The sequence below is a fragment of the Mesorhizobium sp. B2-3-4 genome (genome assembly GCF_006442315.1).
In the GTDB taxonomy this organism is placed as follows: Bacteria; Pseudomonadota; Alphaproteobacteria; order Rhizobiales; family Rhizobiaceae; genus Mesorhizobium.
Genome location: NZ_VFVY01000033.1, coordinates 33026 through 50227 on the forward strand (window position 1 = coordinate 33026; position 17202 = coordinate 50227).

Sequence of the window (17202 nt, forward strand, 5' to 3'; positions counted from 1 at the left end):
CGTTGGGTAAGCTCAACTGTCGCGGAGCTTGACCAGGTCGTTGAGCAGCCCACCCGTCCCGTTGTGGACGGTCAGTCGCTCGACCTTTCCGGCAATGGCTTCCAGGGCCTCGAGCTCCTTCAGCCGCAGCATCACCGGGTTTTCCGCCATCACCCTGGCCGTGTTGAGCAGCGAACGCGTGGCGTTCGTTTCCTCGCGACGGCGGATGACGTTGGCCTCGGCCTGCTTCTCGGCCGAAACCACCTGGTTGAGGATTTCGCGCATCTCGCCCGGCAGGATGACATCCTTGAGCGCGATATCGCTGACCTCGACCCCGATCTCGGCCATGTCGGCCCGGACCTTGGCCGCCGCCTCTTCGTCGACCGTCACCTTCTTTTCAAGGATCTGGTCGAGCGTCAGCGCGCCAAGCGTCTTGCGGAAGGCGTATTGCAGGGCGCGATAGAGGGCTTCGGAGAAGTCCTTCACAGCGCTCACCGCCTTAACCGGATCGACGACCCGGTATTCGGCCGCGATGTTGACCCTGATCGTGACGCGATCCCTGGTCAGCACTTCCTGCCCGGCGACGTCGAGCGACTGGCGCTTGAGGTCGACGACCTTCATCTGCACCATGCGTCCGACATTCCAGAAGCCGTGCACGCCCGCGGAAAGCGTCCGGACCAGGACGCCGTCGATGAACAGCAACCCGGCCTGCCCGTCGAGGACCGGATGGACCGACATCAACTCCGCCTTCCTGGCCTGGCCAAGCCGGCGCATAACCGCCGGATCGATGGCGAGATCGGCCGCCGTGTCGATCAACGTCACCTTCCACGGTCCGGCATCCGTCCACAGCACGAGCTTGCGGTCCGGCGCCAGCACGGCGTGCAGATTGCCGTCACGCTCGATAATGGCGACATCCGTGCGCCCGGTGCGGATCACGGTGAAATGACGCGCGGCCACATCCGGGAGCTTGTCGAACAACGCCTTCTCGTAGGCCGAAACGAATTCCGGGTTCCTCAGATCGTGCCGCGAGACTTCCAGGCTGCCGCGCCGGTTGGCGAGCGAGTGCTCGCCCGGCAGCAGGACAGCCCTGATCTCTCCCTTGTACAGGGTGAGGGCACGCTCGTTTTCCTTTACGAGGACGCGCTCGCGTCCAAGAACCTTGTCGAGAATAGTCGTCATTTCATTACTCCTGTCGGGCATGGCCCCATGCGAGGCGTCATTTCATGCGTCGATCTTCCCTTCGTTTCTCGTTTCAAATCGTCTCGTTCGTGTATCCCGGGGCACAAATGATCCGGGGACTGGTGGCATCGATCCGTGGCGGACCTTCGGGAGCGGATCGCGGGGCAGGGAGGCGGGCTCGGGAAGCCTTGGCTTTCCTTGCCGACGACACTGCGCCTTGACCATCACCGCGAGTCTGGCCGCGAGCCGATGGCGTCAAACCTTCCGATCCGGCTTCGGCCCGAAGGCTTCGGCCGTCCGTCAGATCTTCAGCATTCCAGTCCCCGGACCGTTTTTCAGATAACACCGTGGCAGGGTGCTGGCTTATCAGGCCAATGGAGAAGGATTCGAACCTTCGACAGTCAGATTAACGATCTGATGCTCTCCCAACTGAGCTATCCGTGGTGCAGATGAAGGGACTCGAACCCGTAACCTCCGGATTATGTCCGGCGCTCTCCCAATTGAGCTACATCCGCGATCCCAATCCCCAAAGTGGCGCCGTATACAGGGCGGCAACGCCGCCTGCACGGGCGGAGACGAAAGCTCCAACCGTTGTGCTCGCTTCGGTTCTCGTGACCGGGAGCGCGGCTATAGGGCCTGCGACGGGTTGTCGCAAGCGGCATTGTCGCGGCGAATTCGTGGCTTCTTTCGGCAGTTGCACTTCGGCAACACTTGTGCCGTACCGCGATCGAACGCGGCAACCTCAGAACGTAACACGGCCGAGCACGCGTAGGCCGTCGCCGTCCGGCGCCACCACCACGGCCTCACCCTCGCGCGGCGAGACGCCGGTCAGTGCCACGATGTCTTCGAGGTGGGTGACCATCACCAGATTGTCGGATCCGGAATAGGCAAGGATCTCTTTCATGATAGCGGCGGTTTGCGCCGCTTTCTGCGCATCGTCGCCCTTAAGGAGATCGAGGGGTGCAAAAAGTTCCGGCTCGGCCTCGAAGGCGATGCGCGCGGTATCGAGGCAGCGGCAGTAGCGGCTGGACAGGACGCGCTCGATGGGGGCCGCACGGGCGGCGAACAGGGCGCCGATCTTGCTCGCCTGCTGCTTGCCGCGCGCCGACAGATTGACCTGGGTGGCACAGTTGTCGATGTCGAAATTGGCCGGATCGGTGGTGCCCGTCACCATGGCGTGGCGCAGCAGGACGACATGTCCGCCGTCGCGCAGCAGCGCCCAGCCGGCATCCGTGGCATGCGCGGCGGCAGGGAAGACGAGCAGGAACAGCGCCAAGGCAAGTCGAATCATCGCCACCCTTCCAAGGCCCGGTATCAGGCTTCAACCATTCGCATATAGGGATTGGAAAGCAGGCACAAAGACAAGTTTGGAAGTCGGCCGGATCGCAAGTCTCACTTTTTGGCTATCTGCTTCTTCACCAGATCGATCTTCTGGTCGGTCAGCGGGATGGGGATCGGGTAGCCGGCTTCGGTAAAGCCCTGTTTGGCGTTCTCGAAGAATTGGATTGCCTTGAGATAATCCGGCTTGCCGCCGCCAAAGCTGGCGCGATTCCAACTGACGTCGCCGAGATTGTTCTGTTCGAAAGCCCACTGCATCGGCTGGCTTTCCCGAGTGAACACCTTCAAAGTCGCGGTGAAGGCGGCTTCGGCCTCGTCGAGATATCTGCCCGTCCGCTGGAGATTGCCGAGGTTCAACAGGCTCATGCCGATGCCGTTCTGGGCGTTGGCCCAGTCGACCGGCGCGGTCTCGATGGTCAGCACTTCGAGTGCGGCGCGCCGGGCGGCTATGGAATCCTGCAGGGTCTTGGGGTCGGCATTGCTCATGCTCAGCCAGTGCAGCGTCGAGCCGAGGCCGGCCTGGGTCAGGGCCCATTGCCGTGGGTTGGTGTCGCGCTTGTATTCGCGCAGCGCGTCGCGGTAGGCGGCGACCGCCTCTTCATAGCGCTCTGGCTTTTCCGTCACGCCGCCAAGAAGCTGCAGCGTGTTGCCGAGATTGTAGTAGCTCATCGCCCAGTCCTGCGGGAACTTTCTCCTGACATAGACCTGGCGGGCCGCCTGGAAGGCAGCGGCCGACTGCTCCAGCCTTGCCGCGTCGCGGGTGCGCTGGCCAAGCGTCTGGTAGATCGACCCGAGATTGTTCTGCGCCGACGCCCAGTCCATCGGGAAACGCTGCCGGGTGAACACCGTCAGCGCATCGTCATAGGCCGCCGCCGCCTCCTCGAGCGTGCCGGTGCCCATGTCGAAGCGGGCAATGCCGCTCAGCGCGTTGCCGAGGTTGAGCCGGCTGGTGGCCCACGAGACCGGGAAGATGTCGCGGGTTCGCACTTCCAGCGCGGCGCGGAAGGCGTCGGCCGCCTCGTTGATCTTGGCCTTGTCGTTGAGCTGGATGCCCGATGTGACGAGCGTGTTGCCGAGATTGTTCTCGACCATCGCCCATTCGACCGGGGTTTTCTGGCGGCTGTACTCCTCGAGCGCCAGCCGGTAGGCTGCTTCCGCCTGCGCCAGATGCTCGCCGGCCGGTTCACGTTCGGACAGCGCATAGAGCGCGAGGCCAAGATTGTTCTGCGAGGAAGCCCAGTCGAGCGGAACCTTGTCGCGCGGGCGCTTGTCCAAGGTGGCGCGCATCGCCGCCACGGCCTCGTTCAGGCGCTTCGGGTCGCTCTCGCGTTCGCCGATCGCCAGCAGCACGTTGCCGAGATTGTTTTGCGCCGCGGCCCAATTGAGATCGTCCTTCACACGTTCGAACACGATGAGCGAATCGCGAAAGATCTGGGCGGCTTCTTCGAGATGCGCGGTGTCGGTCTCGCGCTCGCCGATGTTCTGCAGCACCACAGCCATGTTGTTGCGGGTGATGGCCCAGTCGCGATTCTGCTCGCCATTGGGTATGAAGTTCAAAATAGTGCGATAGGCTTCGATCGCTCCTTGCAACGAGTCCAGGTCGCCGGTGGCGTAACCATAGGAATTAAGCGCCTCCGCCTGCTGGTTCTTGTAATTCCAGCGCAGCTTGTCATCCCATTTCTCGGCCAGCGAGAACGCCTTGGCGTAATCGCTGGCGGCCGATTTGTAATCGAATACCAGCGCCGAGGCGTCGGCCCGCTTGGCATAGATCGCGGCGTCGGCAATGCGCTTCTGCTTGATCAATTCCTCGGCCTGGTCGACGGTGTCGTTGGTCTCTTCCACCCGCCCGACGGCCTCATCGAGGAATTTGCGCGCCGTGGCGATCGCTCCTTGGCCGATCGCCTTGTCGGCGGAGGCGACCAGGCGTTTGATTTCCGGGTCGTCGGTGCGCAACGCGGCGCGCTCGGACATCATCTTCTTGAGGCGATCGGCCTGCGCCTGGAGCACCTTCTGCAGGTCGGTGGGATCCTCGGGGATCTTGTCGGTACCCATAGCCCGCAGCACGCCATAGAGCGCGTCGAGCGGCACGCCGTCCTGCAGCGAGGCCAGCTCCACCTGCGCGCGTTTTGGGTCCGGCAGGTCGGAGATCGTCAGCAGCAACTGCCGGCGCTCGCCGGTGATCAGCCCGTCGTCGCCGGTCGGCTCGGGCGGCGCGACACCGAAATAGAGCAGCCGGCGCAGGCTTTCGTTGACCCAGGGACGCTGCTTGGCCTTGGTGTCGAGATAGACTTCTTCCGTCACCATGCGCATGACCGAACCGAATTCGGTGCCCTTCATCGCGGCGAGGTGGCGCAGCAGGGCGGCCGCATAGGGGCTGTTTTCGCCAGCGGCGCCATCGAGCGCCGGACGGCCGGGTTCGGCGGCGAAGCCGATCACCGTGCCGAGGCTCGAATCGGCCGCCGGTGCATTGCCCAGGGCCTTGGCGCCGCGCACCGGTTCCAGCCCGCCGGCGCCGATCGGCTCGGCTGAAGCGGTTGGCGCACGTCGCACCACGGCATCGGCTGGAAACGGATTGGTGCGGCAGGCGTCGAGCAGCATGATCGTCACCGGCACGGTCTTCTTCAACTCTTCCATGACGGCGGAAATCGGCACCAGTGCCTGATCGGCATCCTTGAGCGACGACATGTCGGCATCGACCGGGACCAAATAATTCTCGCCGCCGGCTTCGATGCCATGGCCCGAATAATAGATGAGGGCGACGTCGGCACCGTCGGCATCCTCGGCGAAGCGTTCGAGATCGCGTCTGAGCTTGCCGGCATCGCGGTCGCTGACGCTTCGCGCGTCGAAGCCGAGATCGGTCAGCATCTTGGCCATGTCACGGGCGTCATTGGCCGGGTTGGGAAGGGCGGCGATGTGTTCGTATTTGGACTGGCCGATGACCAGCGCCACGCCCTTGAGGTCTTTTGCCTCGGCGGGCGGAAGCATCGACGCGCCGATAAGCATGGCGGCAAACAATGTCAGCCACGCGCGCCACAAAAAAAGATGCAGTTTCGAGGTTTCGACAAAGGTCATTTGTCGTTCCGCCCTGATAATCCAAACCCTCTATAACCTTGCCTGCCGACGATGATCAAATTCGGGCGCGATTGCGCCGCGACCGTGGCTCGCCTATCCCTGAAAAATGTCTCCGCTTACAGAAACCGTCCTGTTCGTCTTCAGTCTTGTCGCGCTTGGCTATCTCGCCGGACTGACGGGCTATCTCAGGCCGGCGAGCGGCGAGGGGATATCCGACTTTGCCGTCAGCGTGGCCATGCCGCTGCTTCTGTTCCAGACCATGGTCAATGCCGATTTCCATGGCGTGGCGCCATGGCCGCTGTGGGGCGCCTATTTCACGGCGGTGGCGATCACCTGGGCGGCCGGCCATCTTGTCATCACACGGGTCTTCGGGCGCGATGCCCGCGCCGGCGTCGTCGGCGGTGTCTCGTCGGCCTATTCCAACGTCGTGCTGCTCGGCGCTCCCTTCATCCTCGGCATATTCGGTCCGAGCGGCTTCGAAGTGTTGTCGCTGCTGGTCTCCGTGCATCTGCCGGTCATGATGATGGCTTCGATCGTGCTGTTCGAGATGTTCGGCCGCGGCAGCGGCGAGCACGTCCATCCCTTGCGCGTCATCAGAAGTTTCCTGCGGCGGCTGTTCATCAATCCGCTGATCATCGGTATTCTGCTGGGTCTCGCATGGCGCCTGAGCGGCGTGCCGCTGCCGGGCCTTGCGATGCGGCTGGTCGACGCCCTGGCCGATACCGCCGGGCCGGTGGCGTTGTTTGCCATGGGGCTCAGCCTGCGCCGCTTCGGCATATCGGGCAATGTCCGGCCGGCACTGGCGCTTTCGGTGCTGAAACTGTTCCTGATGCCGGCGCTGGTCCTCGCCTTTGTCTGGCTGCTCGGCCTGCCGCCGCTGACGGCCAAGGTGGCGGTGGTGGTGGCCGCGCTCCCGTCGGGCATCAACTCTTACCTCATCGCCGTCCAGTTCAACACCGGCCAGGCGCTGGCATCGAACCAAATGACCATCGCGACCGCCTGCGCGGCCATCACCACTGCTTTCTGGCTGACGGTGGTCCTGCATATTTACGGGTGAGGCTCAGGGTTGCGATGCGCCGGCGTGATCTCGTTTCACGCTGGTCCAACCCCTATATGCCATCTTGCGATTGCTTGCGGGGCTTTCCCTAGGTTAAGAGCAATGGCTCCAGCGTGCGGCCCTGCCTGCGCTTTACCGAAGACATCCAGATAGCGGCCCGTGAGCGCCGAACGGAGGCTAGACCATGCTTCAGAAAACCAGCCATTTCATGCGCCAGGCCAATCTCATCAACGGCGAGTGGGTGCAGGCCGACAGCGGCCAGACGGTCGATGTGACCAACCCGGCCACCGGCCTCAAGATCGGCACCGTGCCGAAGTCCGGCAAGGCCGAGACACGCCGCGCCATCGAGGCGGCCAACGAGGCGTTCAAGACCTGGCGCAAGACGACCGCGCTCGAACGCTCCAAGCTGCTGCGCAAGCTGCATGACGCCATGATGGACAATCAGGACGTGCTGGCCGAACTCCTGACCATCGAGCAGGGCAAGTCGCTGTTCGAATCGAAGGGCGAGATCGGCTCCGCCGCCGCCTACATCCTGTGGTTTGCCGAGGAAGGCCGCCGCACCTATGGCGACGTCGTGCCGTCGCCGTGGGGCGACCGCCGCATCCTGGTGACGAAGGAGCCGGTCGGCGTCATCGCCGCGATCACGCCGTGGAATTTCCCATCCTCGATGCTGGCCCGCAAGCTCGGCCCGGCGCTGGCCGCGGGCTGCACGGCGGTGGTCAAGCCGGCGTCGCAGACGCCGTATTCCGGCCTTGCCTGGGGCGCGCTGGCCGAGGAGGTCGGCTTCCCCAAGGGCGTCATCAACATCCTGACCGGTTCGGCCGGTGAGATCGGCGACGAGATCTGCGCCAATCCGCTGGTGTCGAAAATCACCTTCACCGGCTCGACCGAGATCGGCAAGATGCTGATCCAGAAGTCGGCCGTCACCGTCAAGAAGGTGTCGATGGAACTCGGCGGCAATGCGCCGTTCATCGTCTTCGACGATGCCGATATCGACCGCGCCGTCACCGGCGCCATCACCGCCAAGTACCGCAATTCCGGCCAGACCTGCGTGTGCACCAATCGCTTCCTGGTCCAGGCCGGCGTCTACGACAAGTTCGTCGAGAAGCTCGTCGCCGCCAGCAATGGCCTTAAGGTCGGCTCCGGCCTGGAGGAAGGCGTGCAGCAGGGACCGCTGATCGACGAGAAGGCGGTCGAGAAGGTCGAGGAATTCATCGCCGACGCGACGTCGAAGGGCGGCAAGGTGGTTGCGGGCGGCAAACGCCATGCGCTCGGCGGCTCGTTCTTCCAGCCGACCGTCATTGCCAATGCGACGCCCAAGATGCGCTTCATGAAGGAAGAAATCTTTGGCCCGATCGCTCCGGTCTTCAAGTTCGAGACCGAAGAGGAGGCCGTAGCACTCGCCAACGACACCGAATTCGGCCTTGCGGCCTATTTCTACACCGGCGATCTCGGCCGCGCCTTCCGCATCATGGAAGGGCTGAAATACGGCATGGTCGGCGTCAATGAAGGGCTGATCACCACGCCGGAGGCGCCGTTCGGCGGCGTCAAGGAATCCGGACTCGGCAAGGAAGGCGGACATCAGGGCATCGAGGATTACCTCGATACCAAATATGTGTGCATCGGCGGCCTCGGCCTCTGATAGTCTGGTCCTGAGGCAGGCTGATAACCTGCCTCAGGATGAAGAACCGACCGAAGTCCTTTGGATCCACTGGCGTTTGCGGGCATGACGATGAAGGACGGCGAGGTTTTCGGCACGACGCAGGCGGGCGAACCGGTCCGCCGCTTCACGATCAGGGGCGGCGGCCTCACCGCCAACATCATCGGATTCGGCGCCATCATCCAGGACCTGCGGCTGACCGGGCACGACGCGCCGCTGGTGCTGGGCTACGGCAATCTGGAAGCCTATGAGACCGACACCGGTTTCTTCGGGGCGGTGGTCGGGCGCTATGCCAACCGCATTGGCGACGGCCGCTTCACAATTGGCGGCAATCGCTACCAGACCGAGCGCAACTTCCTCGACAGGCATACGCTGCATGGCGGCTCGCAAGGCTATTCCCACCGGCCATGGACGGTTTCCCTTCATGGCAGGGATTTCGTCACGCTGACGCTGCATGATCCCGATGGCGCGATGGGGTTTCCCGGAGCGCTCGACGTGACCTGCACCTACCGGCTGAAAATTCCCGGCACGCTCAGCGTCGAACTGACGGCGACCTGCGAGGAGCCGACGCTGTGCAATCTCACCCAGCATTCCTATTTCAACCTCGACGATGGCGGCGCCAGCGACATTCTCGACCACAGGATGATGCTGAACGCCGGCGCCTATCTGCCCGTCGACGCCGACATGATCCCGACCGGCGTGGTCAAGCCGGTCGACGGCACGCCGTTCGATTTCCGCCAGGCGCGGCCGCTGCGCATGGAGACCGAGGGCGAGCAGCTTCCCTACGACCAGAATTTCTGCCTCGCTTCGGCGCGCGGGCCGCTCCGGCAGGCGTCTTGGACGCAAGGGGCGAATTCGGGCGTCGAGATGGAAGTCTGGACCACGGAGCCAGGTGTCCAGCTCTATACCGGGCAGTATGTGACGCCACGCACCGGCCTGGAAGGGCGGAACTACCAGGCCTATAGCGGCTTCTGCCTGGAGCCGCAGACATGGCCGGATGCGCCCAACCGGCCCTATTTCCCGCAGGCGACGCTGTGGCCCGGCGCGATTTATCACCACGTCACTGAATACCGCTTCCGGCTGCCTTAACCGTCGAACGCGGCCCGCAGCGTCTCGAATGGCGCCAGCGCGCCGCGAACCTGCACGACAGCGGCGGCGACCCGATGGGCGCGCCGCGCGGCTTCGAGCGGATCATGGCCGGCAAGACGGGCCGCGAGATAGCCGCCATTGAAGGAATCGCCGGCGCCGGTCGTGTCGGCGGGAGCCGCGACATGAACCGCGGCGGCTTGCTGCAACGTTCCTGCCCGGGCAATCAGCGCCGGCGCCTCGCCGTTCTTGACGACGACTTCGCCGACCCGTTGTCCAAGCCGCTCGACTGTTGCCTGCGGCGTCGCATCCTCAAACAGCATCTGTTCATCGGGGAAGGTCGGCAAGGCGATGTCGGTGACGGCAAGTGCTTCGATGATGGCGGCTTGCGCTTCTTCACGGCTGTGCCAGAGCCGCGGCCGGTAATTGGGGTCGAAGGCAATCGTCGAGCCCGCCGCGCGGGCCTTGCTCACCACTGCCAGCAGCGTGCCACGAGCCGTGGCATCGAGAATTGCCAGAGTGATTCCGGAAAAGTAGACAAGCGCCTGATTTTCCAGGTTTTTCGACAATGCCGACGGATCGGAAGCGAGCTGTCGCGCGGCGGCGTCGCCGCGCCAGTAGGTGAAGGAACGTTCGGCACCGGTCAGCGTGATGGCATAGAGGCCTGGCCGCGCGCCCGATATGACCGGGCTGTATCCGATGCCGATGCCGTTTTCGGCGAAAAAGGCGATCTGGCCTTGCGAGAAGGGGTCGTCGCCGAAGGCCGAGACATAGGTTGCCGGCCGGTCTGCGCTCAGCGCATGCAATGCCCACAGCGTGTTGAACGTGTCGCCGGCAAAGCCCATGCGCCAGTTCGGACCGGCCTGGCCCGACAGTTCGAGCATGCATTCGCCGATCGAGGCGATGCCGTTTTGCGCCATCTGCAATCCTCCAGTGATTTCGGTGCTGTAGCTTTTTGCCGGACGCAGCGCCATGCTTGGCAAACAGGCTTTTTTCCGCCACAGCGTTTTCCACAGGCTGGCGGGATGCGATCCGCCCGGCGGAACGTTGTCCGCAGAAGAGGAACCGGTTTGGCATCGATATGGCGCTATGTTCTGGCAGGTGTTGGTCTGGCTGCTTTGCTGGCCGGCGTTCTGGCGATCGTCTACCTGACCGCGCCGCAAAGCGCGCAGCTTGCCGGCCCGGATGTCGCGCGGACGAAGAAAACCGACAATGGGCTGTATGTGGCGAACTTCGTGCCGGAGCGGGGCGTGGTGCGGCAGGGCGAACTGGAATCCTGGCTGCTGACGCTGAAGACCAAGACGGGGGACGCGGTGGAGGGAGCCGCGATCGCCATCTCCGGCGGCATGCCGCAACACAATCACGGTCTGCCGACCAGCCCGCAGGTGACCGATTATCTGGGCGAAGGCCGTTACCGCATCGAGGGGCTGAAATTCACCATGAGCGGCTGGTGGCAACTGCGTTTCGCCATCTCGTCCGGGGCCGGCTCGGACACGGTGCTGTTCAACGTCGTGCTGTGAGCGGTCGATGAGGCGCCTCTTCTGTTCTCTGGCGCTGACGGTGGCCGCGATCGTTGCCGGGTGCGGCAAGCCTGACTTTTCAGATGCCGAGAAGAAGACCATCGCCTCGCTGGCCTTGAACACGCTGCCGCCGTTGAAGCCCGACACCACCAACCGTTTCGCCGATGTGCCGGCGGCCGCGGCGCTCGGTTCGACGCTGTTCTTCGATGCCGGGATGAGCCGGGACGGCACGGTGTCCTGCTCCACCTGCCACAAGATCGACCGCCAGTTCCAGGACGACCTGCCGCAGGCGGTCGGCGTCGGCCGCACCAACCGGCGCAGCATGCCGCTGGCCGGCGTGGCGCGCGACCCCTGGTTTTTCTGGGACGGACGTCGCGACAGCCTGTGGGCGCAGGCGCTGACGCCGCTCGAAAACCCGCTCGAACAGGCTGGAAACCGTACCGCCTATGCGCATTACATGAAGGCGCGCTTCGGCGAACGCTATGAGCGCATTTTCGGGCCGTTGCCGGATTTCTCCGGTATTCCGCAAAACGCCAGCCCGCTGGGGACCGATGCCGAAAGGGCTGCCTGGAACGCGATGAGCGACACGCAGCGCGATGCGATCAATCGTGTCTATGCCAATATCGGCAAGGCGATCGCGGCTTTCGAGCGCTCGATCGAACCGGCTCCGACGCGCTTCGACCGTTTTGCGCTCGACCTTGCAACGGGGGCCGAGCCGAAAGGCGATGCGGCCTTTTCCAGAGAGGAAATCCTTGGCCTGAAGCTGTTCATCGGCAAGGCCAATTGCGTGACCTGTCACAACGGTCCGCGTTTCACCGACAATGGTTTTCACAACACCGGCGTGCCGCCTGTCGCGGACCTGCCGCCGGACCGCGGGCGCGTCGACGCGGTGGCCCAGGTGGAAGCCGACCCGTTCAACTGCTTTGGCGCCTATCGCGATGGCGACGTCAGCGCCTGCGGCGAGCTGCGCTTCATGGTCAAGGATGCGCCGGAACTGGTGCGCGCCTACAAGACGCCGTCGCTGCGCGGTGCGGCGACACGGCCGCCCTATATGCACGCCGGGCAGTTTTCATCGCTCGACGAGGTGGTGGTGCACTATGCCAAAGCCGCCCCCAGCGTCGAGGGCACCTCCGAGATCCACCCGCTGGAACTGTCCGACCGCGAGCGCGCGGCGCTGGTGGCATTTCTGAAGACGCTGGCCGAATAGTTCTGTCCGTTCGCCATGATCCGGTCCGCGGACAGGCTTCCACGTTTCGGGATCGTGGTCATCTGTCCTTCACCGTCTCCATCGCCACGAAGGTCGAGGTCTGGGCGACGTGCGGCAAGGCCGAGATGCGCTCGCCGAGGACACGGCGATAGGCGGCGATGTCCTTGGTGCGAACCTTCAAGAGGTAGTCGAAGCTCGATGCCATCATGTGGCATTGCTCGATCTCCGGGACGGCCTGCACCGACCGGTTGAAAGCATCGAGCGCGGCGGATCGGGTATCGGACAATTTCACCTGGACGAAGGCGACATGGCCTTCGCCCATGCGCTCGCGATCGATGATCGCCTGGTAGCCCCTGATGTAGCCATCCTTCTCCAGCCGCTTCACCCGCGCCTGTACCGGCGTCTTCGACAGGCCGACCTTTGCTGCCAGTTCCGACATGGAAAGCCGGCCATTGCCGGCCAGCGCCGACAGGATGTTCCTGTCGATGCGGTCCAATTGATCTTCAAACATCTGATTCATAGCCAAAATCGGTAGTTTCCAGCGCTATGATAGTTCGATCGAGCTCTGTTGTCGATTTTTTCGGATCGCTTGAAATCAGGGACTTGTGCTAGCTTGCGCCATTCGGTCCGGTGACCGCCGGCCCGCTCCCTTGTGCTTGCTCATAGGACCCTCATGCCGCTCGACGCCATCCGCCAGCAGATTCGCGCCAACTATCTGCCCGATGAGGATCAGGCCGTGAAACGGCTGGCCGAGGGGACCGGACTATCGGCCACGGATCGCAAGGCGATCTCGGCGCGCGCGGCCGACCTGGTGCGGGCGGTGCGCGGGTCCACCGATCCCCGGCTGATGGAGGTTTTTCTTTCCGCCTACGGTCTCTCCACCAAGGAAGGCGTGGCGCTGATGTGCCTGGCCGAAGCGCTGCTGCGCGTGCCCGATACCGAGACGATGGACGACCTCATCGCCGACAAGATCGCGCCGCATGACTGGTCGGCGCATTCGGGCGGTTCGAGCTCGATCTTCGTCAACGCCTCGACCTGGGCATTGATGCTGACCGGCCGTGTGCTCGATGAAGGCGAGGGCGGCATCGAGGGCACGCTGCGCTCGATGGTGCGCAGGCTGGGCGAGCCGGTGATCCGCAAGGCGGTGGCCGCCGCGATGCGCGAGATGGGCGAGCAGTTCGTGCTCGGCCGCACCATCGCCGAAGCCGTCAAGCGCGGTCGGCCGATGACGCAGAAGGGCTATCTCTATTCCTTCGACATGCTGGGCGAGGCGGCCCGCACCGAGGCCGACGCGTTGCGCTACCACAAGGCCTATGCCGACGCCATTTCCTCGCTCGATGCCGGCTCCAACGGCCCTGATATCCGTTACAATCACGGCATCTCGGTCAAGCTCTCGGCGCTGCATCCACGCTACGAGGTGGCGCAGAAGGAAGAAATGCTGCCGGTGATGGCCGAGCGGCTGCTGTCGCTCGCGCTTGCCGCGCGCCATTCGCGCATGGGCCTCAACATCGATGCCGAGGAAGCGGATCGCCTCGACCTTTCGCTCGATGTGATCGAGCGGGTGCTGGCCGAGCCGGAACTCTCCGGCTGGAACGGCTTTGGTGTGGTTGTCCAGGCTTACGGCCCCCGCGCGGCCTTCACCATCGACTGGCTCTATGCGCTCGCGAAAAAACACAATCGCAACATCATGGTGCGGCTGGTCAAGGGCGCCTATTGGGACACCGAGATCAAGCGGGCGCAGACGCTTGGGCTCGCCGGCTATCCCGTCTTCACGCGCAAGGCCAACACCGACGTCTCCTACATGGCCTGCGCGAAAAAGCTGCTCGGCATGACCGATCGCATCTATCCGCAATTCGCCACCCACAATGCCCATACGGTGGCCGCCATCCTGTCGATGGCCGCGGATCGCGATAGCTTTGAGTTCCAGCGACTGCACGGCATGGGCGAGGCGCTGCACGAGACGGTGCGCAAGGCGGAGGGCACGCGCTGCCGCATCTACGCACCGGTCGGTGCGCATTCCGACCTGCTTGCCTATCTGGTCCGCCGGCTGCTGGAAAATGGCGCCAATTCCTCCTTCGTGCACCAGTTGACCGACGAGGAGGTGGAGCCCGAGGATATTGCGCGCGATCCGCTCGACACGGTCGAAAGCCAGGGACCGGCGGCCAATCCGGCGATTGCCAGGCCTTCCGGGATTTTCGGCGCCGGCCGCCGCAATTCGAAGGGTTTCGATATTACCGATACGGTGACGCTGGCCGCGATCGACAAGGCCAAAGCCGCATTCGCCGGCCCCGACCGCTGGCATGCCAAGCCGATCACGCGCGCCGCCGGCTATGGCAAGCAGCGCCCCGTGGTCAATCCGGCAAAGCCCGACGAAGTGGTCGGCACGGTTCACGAGGCCGCCGCCAAGCAGGTTGCGACCGCGGTGCGCATCGCCGTCGAGGCGCAGCCGGCCTGGGCAAAACGGCCTGTCTCGGAGCGTGCCGCGATCCTTGATCGCGCCGCCGACCTCTATGAGGCCAATGCGGTCGAATTCTTCGCGCTCGCAACCCGTGAAGCCGGCAAATCGCTTGCGGACGGCGTCGCCGAGGTGCGCGAAGCCGTCGACTTCCTGCGCTATTACGCCGCCGAGGCGGTAAATGCCGAGGCAGGCACCCAGGCGCGCGGCGCCATCGTCTGCATCTCGCCGTGGAATTTCCCGCTCGCAATCTTTACTGGCCAGATCGCGGCGGCTCTGGTCACCGGCAATTCGGTGATCGCCAAGCCGGCCGAGCAGACCCCGCTGATCGCTTTCCGCGCCGTCGAGCTGCTGCGCGAAGCCGGCGTGCCGGAGGATGTCATCCAGCTTCTGCCCGGCGACGGCCCGTCGGTCGGCGCGCCGCTGACCGCCGATCCGCGCATTGCCGGCGTCTGCTTCACCGGCTCGACCGAGGTCGCCAAGCTGATCGAGAAGCAGCTCGCCGAGACCGCCGCGCCCGACGCCATGCTGATTGCCGAGACTGGCGGCCTCAACGCCATGATCGTCGATTCCACCGCGCTGCCCGAGCAGGCGGTGCGCGACATCCTGGCGTCGTCCTTCCAGAGTGCCGGCCAGCGCTGCTCGGCGCTGCGCGTGCTCTATGTGCAGAAGGACGTCGAGAAGAAGATGCTGGAGATGCTGAAGGGCGCCATGGAAGCGCTCAATCTCGGCGATCCCTGGCAGATCTCGACCGATGTCGGCCCGGTCATCGATGACGAGGCGCAAAGCTCGATCCGCGACTATTGCACGAAAATGGGCTTGCAGGGCCGGCTGATCGCCAAGCTCGAGGCGCCGAAGGATGGCCGCTTCGTCGCGCCGCACGTCTTCCGGGTCAAGGGCATAGAGGAGATGGAACGCGAGGTGTTCGGGCCGGTGCTGCATGTCGCCACGTTCGACGCCGACCAGATCGACAGCGTCATCGCCGCCATCAACCGCAAGGGCTATGGCCTGACCTTCGGCCTGCACACCCGCATCGAGGGCCGCGTGCAGCACTTCGTCGACGGCATCCATGCCGGCAACATCTATGTCAACCGCAACCAGATCGGCGCTGTGGTCGGCTCGCAGCCCTTTGGCGGCGAGGGCCTCTCAGGCACCGGGCCGAAGGCCGGCGGCCCGCACTATCTGCGGCGCTTCCGCAAGGGGCCGGAGGCAGGCACGGAGGTTGGCGAAGGCCACAAGGTGACTGCGACCGAACTGGCCGACAATCTGCCCGATCCGGCGCTTGGCGGCTGGTCGACGCGGCCGGACCGGATCGCCATCCTGAGGAAGCATCTGCGCGGCAAGGGCGCGTCGGCGATCGGTGCCGCCGCTGCAATCGATTTCGGCCAGGTCGACCTGCCTGGCCCGACCGGTGAGGCCAACACGCTGTCGCTGTCGCCGCGCGGCCGGGTGCTGTGCCTGGGGCCTGATGGCGACACGCTGCTGGCGCAGACCATCCAGGCGCTCGCCGCTGGCAATGCGGTGCTGGCGGTCGCGCCGGGCGCGCCGGCGGCCCTCTCGGCGCTGACCGGCAAAGGCCTGCCGCTGGCGGCCATCGACGGGCGACCGGATCCGGTCGAGGCAAGGTCGCTGCGCGTCGATGTCGTTGCCTTCTCCGGCACGCCGGAAGCATCGCGCATCGTGCGCAAGGTGATCGCCGAACGTTCTGGCCCGATCGTGCCGCTGGTCAGCGAGGTGCTCAATCCGGCGGCCTATGCGCATGAACGGGCCGTCTGCGTCGATACGACCGCGGCGGGCGGCAATGCCAGCCTGCTGGCTGCTGCCTGAGGCGGCGTCACACCTCTTCGGGCGCGCAGCCGAACTTCAAAAGATTGCCGTGCGGGTCCCGGACATGGAATTCCTTCATGTTCCAGGGCCGCACGGTGAAGGGGCTGAGCTTTTCGACGCCGCGCGCCGAAAATTCGGCATGCAGCGCCGGCACTTCACCGCCCCTGATATAGCACGACGAGACTTCCGGCAGCTTGCTGTCCTCGCTCTTCCAGAAATGGATTTCGATCTCGCCGCGGCGCACGATCAGATAGTGGTCCATTTCCGGCCCGACGACGCCGAAGCCAAGCGTGTCGCGATAGAAGTCGCGCGTCGCCGCGATGTCGGGCGAAGGCAGGACCGGGATCGAGCGGGCTGGGTCCTCGGCCGGTATTGCCATGGTCAGGCGCCTTCCACGATGGAAAAGCCTTCGAATTGCGGGTGGCCGAGATAGTGGACTTTCGTCGTGCCGACATTGCGGTGGGCAGCGCGGAAATTCTCGGATTTGGTCCAGGCGACGAAGTCGTCCTGGCTCGCCCACACCGTGTGCGAGGCAAACAGCGTGTAGCCTTCGGTCTCGTTGACCGGGCCGCGCAGCAGATGGAACTCGCGAAAGCCCTTCATCTCCGCCAGGCTGGAATCGCGGTTCTTCCAGACAGCCTCGAAGTCGGCCTCCGAGCCGTTCTGCACCTTGAAGCGGTTCATGGCGATATACATGGAATTCCTTTCCGATGGTTGGATTGCGCCGGTTGGCGGACGGTTTGAGCGGCAAGGCAGGACCCTCAGAACGGTCCGATTGCACCTGTGAACACCAGGCTGTTGCCTACGTTGGGCGGGATGGGC

Annotated in this window: 13 protein-coding genes and 2 tRNA genes; 6 read left to right on the top strand and 9 right to left on the bottom strand. The window is 64.4% G+C overall.

From position 1 onward, the window contains the following. Positions 1-12 precede the first annotated feature (12 nt). From FJ967_RS32075 to FJ967_RS32095, 5 genes are all read right to left on the bottom strand, one after another. Positions 13-1158, bottom strand: a complete 1146-nt coding sequence (locus FJ967_RS32075; RefSeq protein ID WP_181176216.1) for a slipin family protein — start codon at positions 1156-1158, stop codon at positions 13-15. A gap of 371 nt (positions 1159-1529) precedes the next feature. Continuing rightward, positions 1530-1597 (bottom strand) — tRNA-Asn (locus FJ967_RS32080). Positions 1598-1599: 2 nt separating this feature from the next. Continuing rightward, positions 1600-1673, bottom strand: a tRNA-Tyr gene (locus FJ967_RS32085). Between the two features lie 227 nt (positions 1674-1900). Continuing rightward, complete coding sequence (locus FJ967_RS32090; protein WP_140736322.1) at positions 1901-2449, bottom strand: histidine phosphatase family protein; 549 nt, start codon at positions 2447-2449, stop codon at positions 1901-1903. A gap of 101 nt (positions 2450-2550) precedes the next feature. Further along, a complete protein-coding gene (locus tag FJ967_RS32095) occupies positions 2551-5568 on the bottom strand; it encodes a caspase family protein (protein ID WP_140736323.1) in 3018 nt (1005 codons plus the stop codon). Positions 5569-5674: 106 nt separating this feature from the next. On the opposite strand from FJ967_RS32095, the gene FJ967_RS32100 reads away from it, so the two are divergent. The 3 genes from FJ967_RS32100 to FJ967_RS32110 all read left to right on the top strand — a co-directional run bounded on the left by FJ967_RS32100 (position 5675) and on the right by FJ967_RS32110 (position 9374). Then, the gene (locus FJ967_RS32100) at positions 5675-6625 is read left to right on the top strand and encodes an AEC family transporter (protein WP_140736324.1); all 951 of its coding nucleotides are present in this window, start codon (positions 5675-5677) and stop codon (positions 6623-6625) included. Positions 6626-6809: 184 nt separating this feature from the next. Then, positions 6810-8267, top strand: coding sequence for an NAD-dependent succinate-semialdehyde dehydrogenase (locus FJ967_RS32105; protein WP_140736325.1), 1458 nt, complete (start codon positions 6810-6812; stop codon positions 8265-8267). A gap of 84 nt (positions 8268-8351) precedes the next feature. Beyond that, complete coding sequence (locus FJ967_RS32110) at positions 8352-9374, top strand: aldose epimerase family protein (RefSeq protein ID WP_140736326.1); 1023 nt, start codon at positions 8352-8354, stop codon at positions 9372-9374. Here FJ967_RS32110 and FJ967_RS32115 read toward each other — a convergent pair. Beyond that, positions 9371-10291: a sugar kinase gene (locus FJ967_RS32115; protein WP_140736327.1), complete on the bottom strand. Its 921-nt coding sequence runs from the start codon at positions 10289-10291 to the stop codon at positions 9371-9373. The genes FJ967_RS32110 and FJ967_RS32115 overlap by 4 nt on opposite strands. A gap of 150 nt (positions 10292-10441) precedes the next feature. Between FJ967_RS32115 and FJ967_RS32120 the strand changes: the two genes are divergently transcribed. Together FJ967_RS32120 and FJ967_RS32125 are read left to right on the top strand one after the other, a co-directional pair. Next, a complete protein-coding gene (locus FJ967_RS32120) occupies positions 10442-10891 on the top strand; it encodes a FixH family protein (protein WP_140736328.1) in 450 nt (149 codons plus the stop codon). Between the two features lie 7 nt (positions 10892-10898). Further along, a complete protein-coding gene (locus tag FJ967_RS32125; RefSeq protein WP_140736329.1) occupies positions 10899-12098 on the top strand; it encodes a cytochrome-c peroxidase in 1200 nt (399 codons plus the stop codon). A 58-nt stretch (positions 12099-12156) separates the two neighbouring features. Here FJ967_RS32125 and FJ967_RS32130 read toward each other — a convergent pair whose 3' ends face one another. Beyond that, positions 12157-12609, bottom strand: a complete 453-nt coding sequence (locus FJ967_RS32130) for an Lrp/AsnC ligand binding domain-containing protein (protein WP_140736337.1) — start codon at positions 12607-12609, stop codon at positions 12157-12159. 162 nt (positions 12610-12771) lie between these two features. Between FJ967_RS32130 and putA the strand changes: the two genes are divergently transcribed. Next, positions 12772-16380: a bifunctional proline dehydrogenase/L-glutamate gamma-semialdehyde dehydrogenase PutA gene (gene putA, locus FJ967_RS32135; protein WP_140736330.1), complete on the top strand. Its 3609-nt coding sequence runs from the start codon at positions 12772-12774 to the stop codon at positions 16378-16380. Between the two features lie 7 nt (positions 16381-16387). Here the strand turns inward: putA and FJ967_RS32140 are convergent, their stop codons facing one another. Continuing rightward, positions 16388-16759: a VOC family protein gene (locus FJ967_RS32140; protein WP_140736331.1), complete on the bottom strand. Its 372-nt coding sequence runs from the start codon at positions 16757-16759 to the stop codon at positions 16388-16390. A 2-nt stretch (positions 16760-16761) separates the two neighbouring features. Further along, on the bottom strand, positions 16762-17076 hold the full coding sequence (locus tag FJ967_RS32145; protein WP_140736332.1) for an antibiotic biosynthesis monooxygenase: 315 nt from the start codon (positions 17074-17076) through the stop codon (positions 16762-16764). Between the last annotated feature and the right edge of the window lie 126 nt (positions 17077-17202).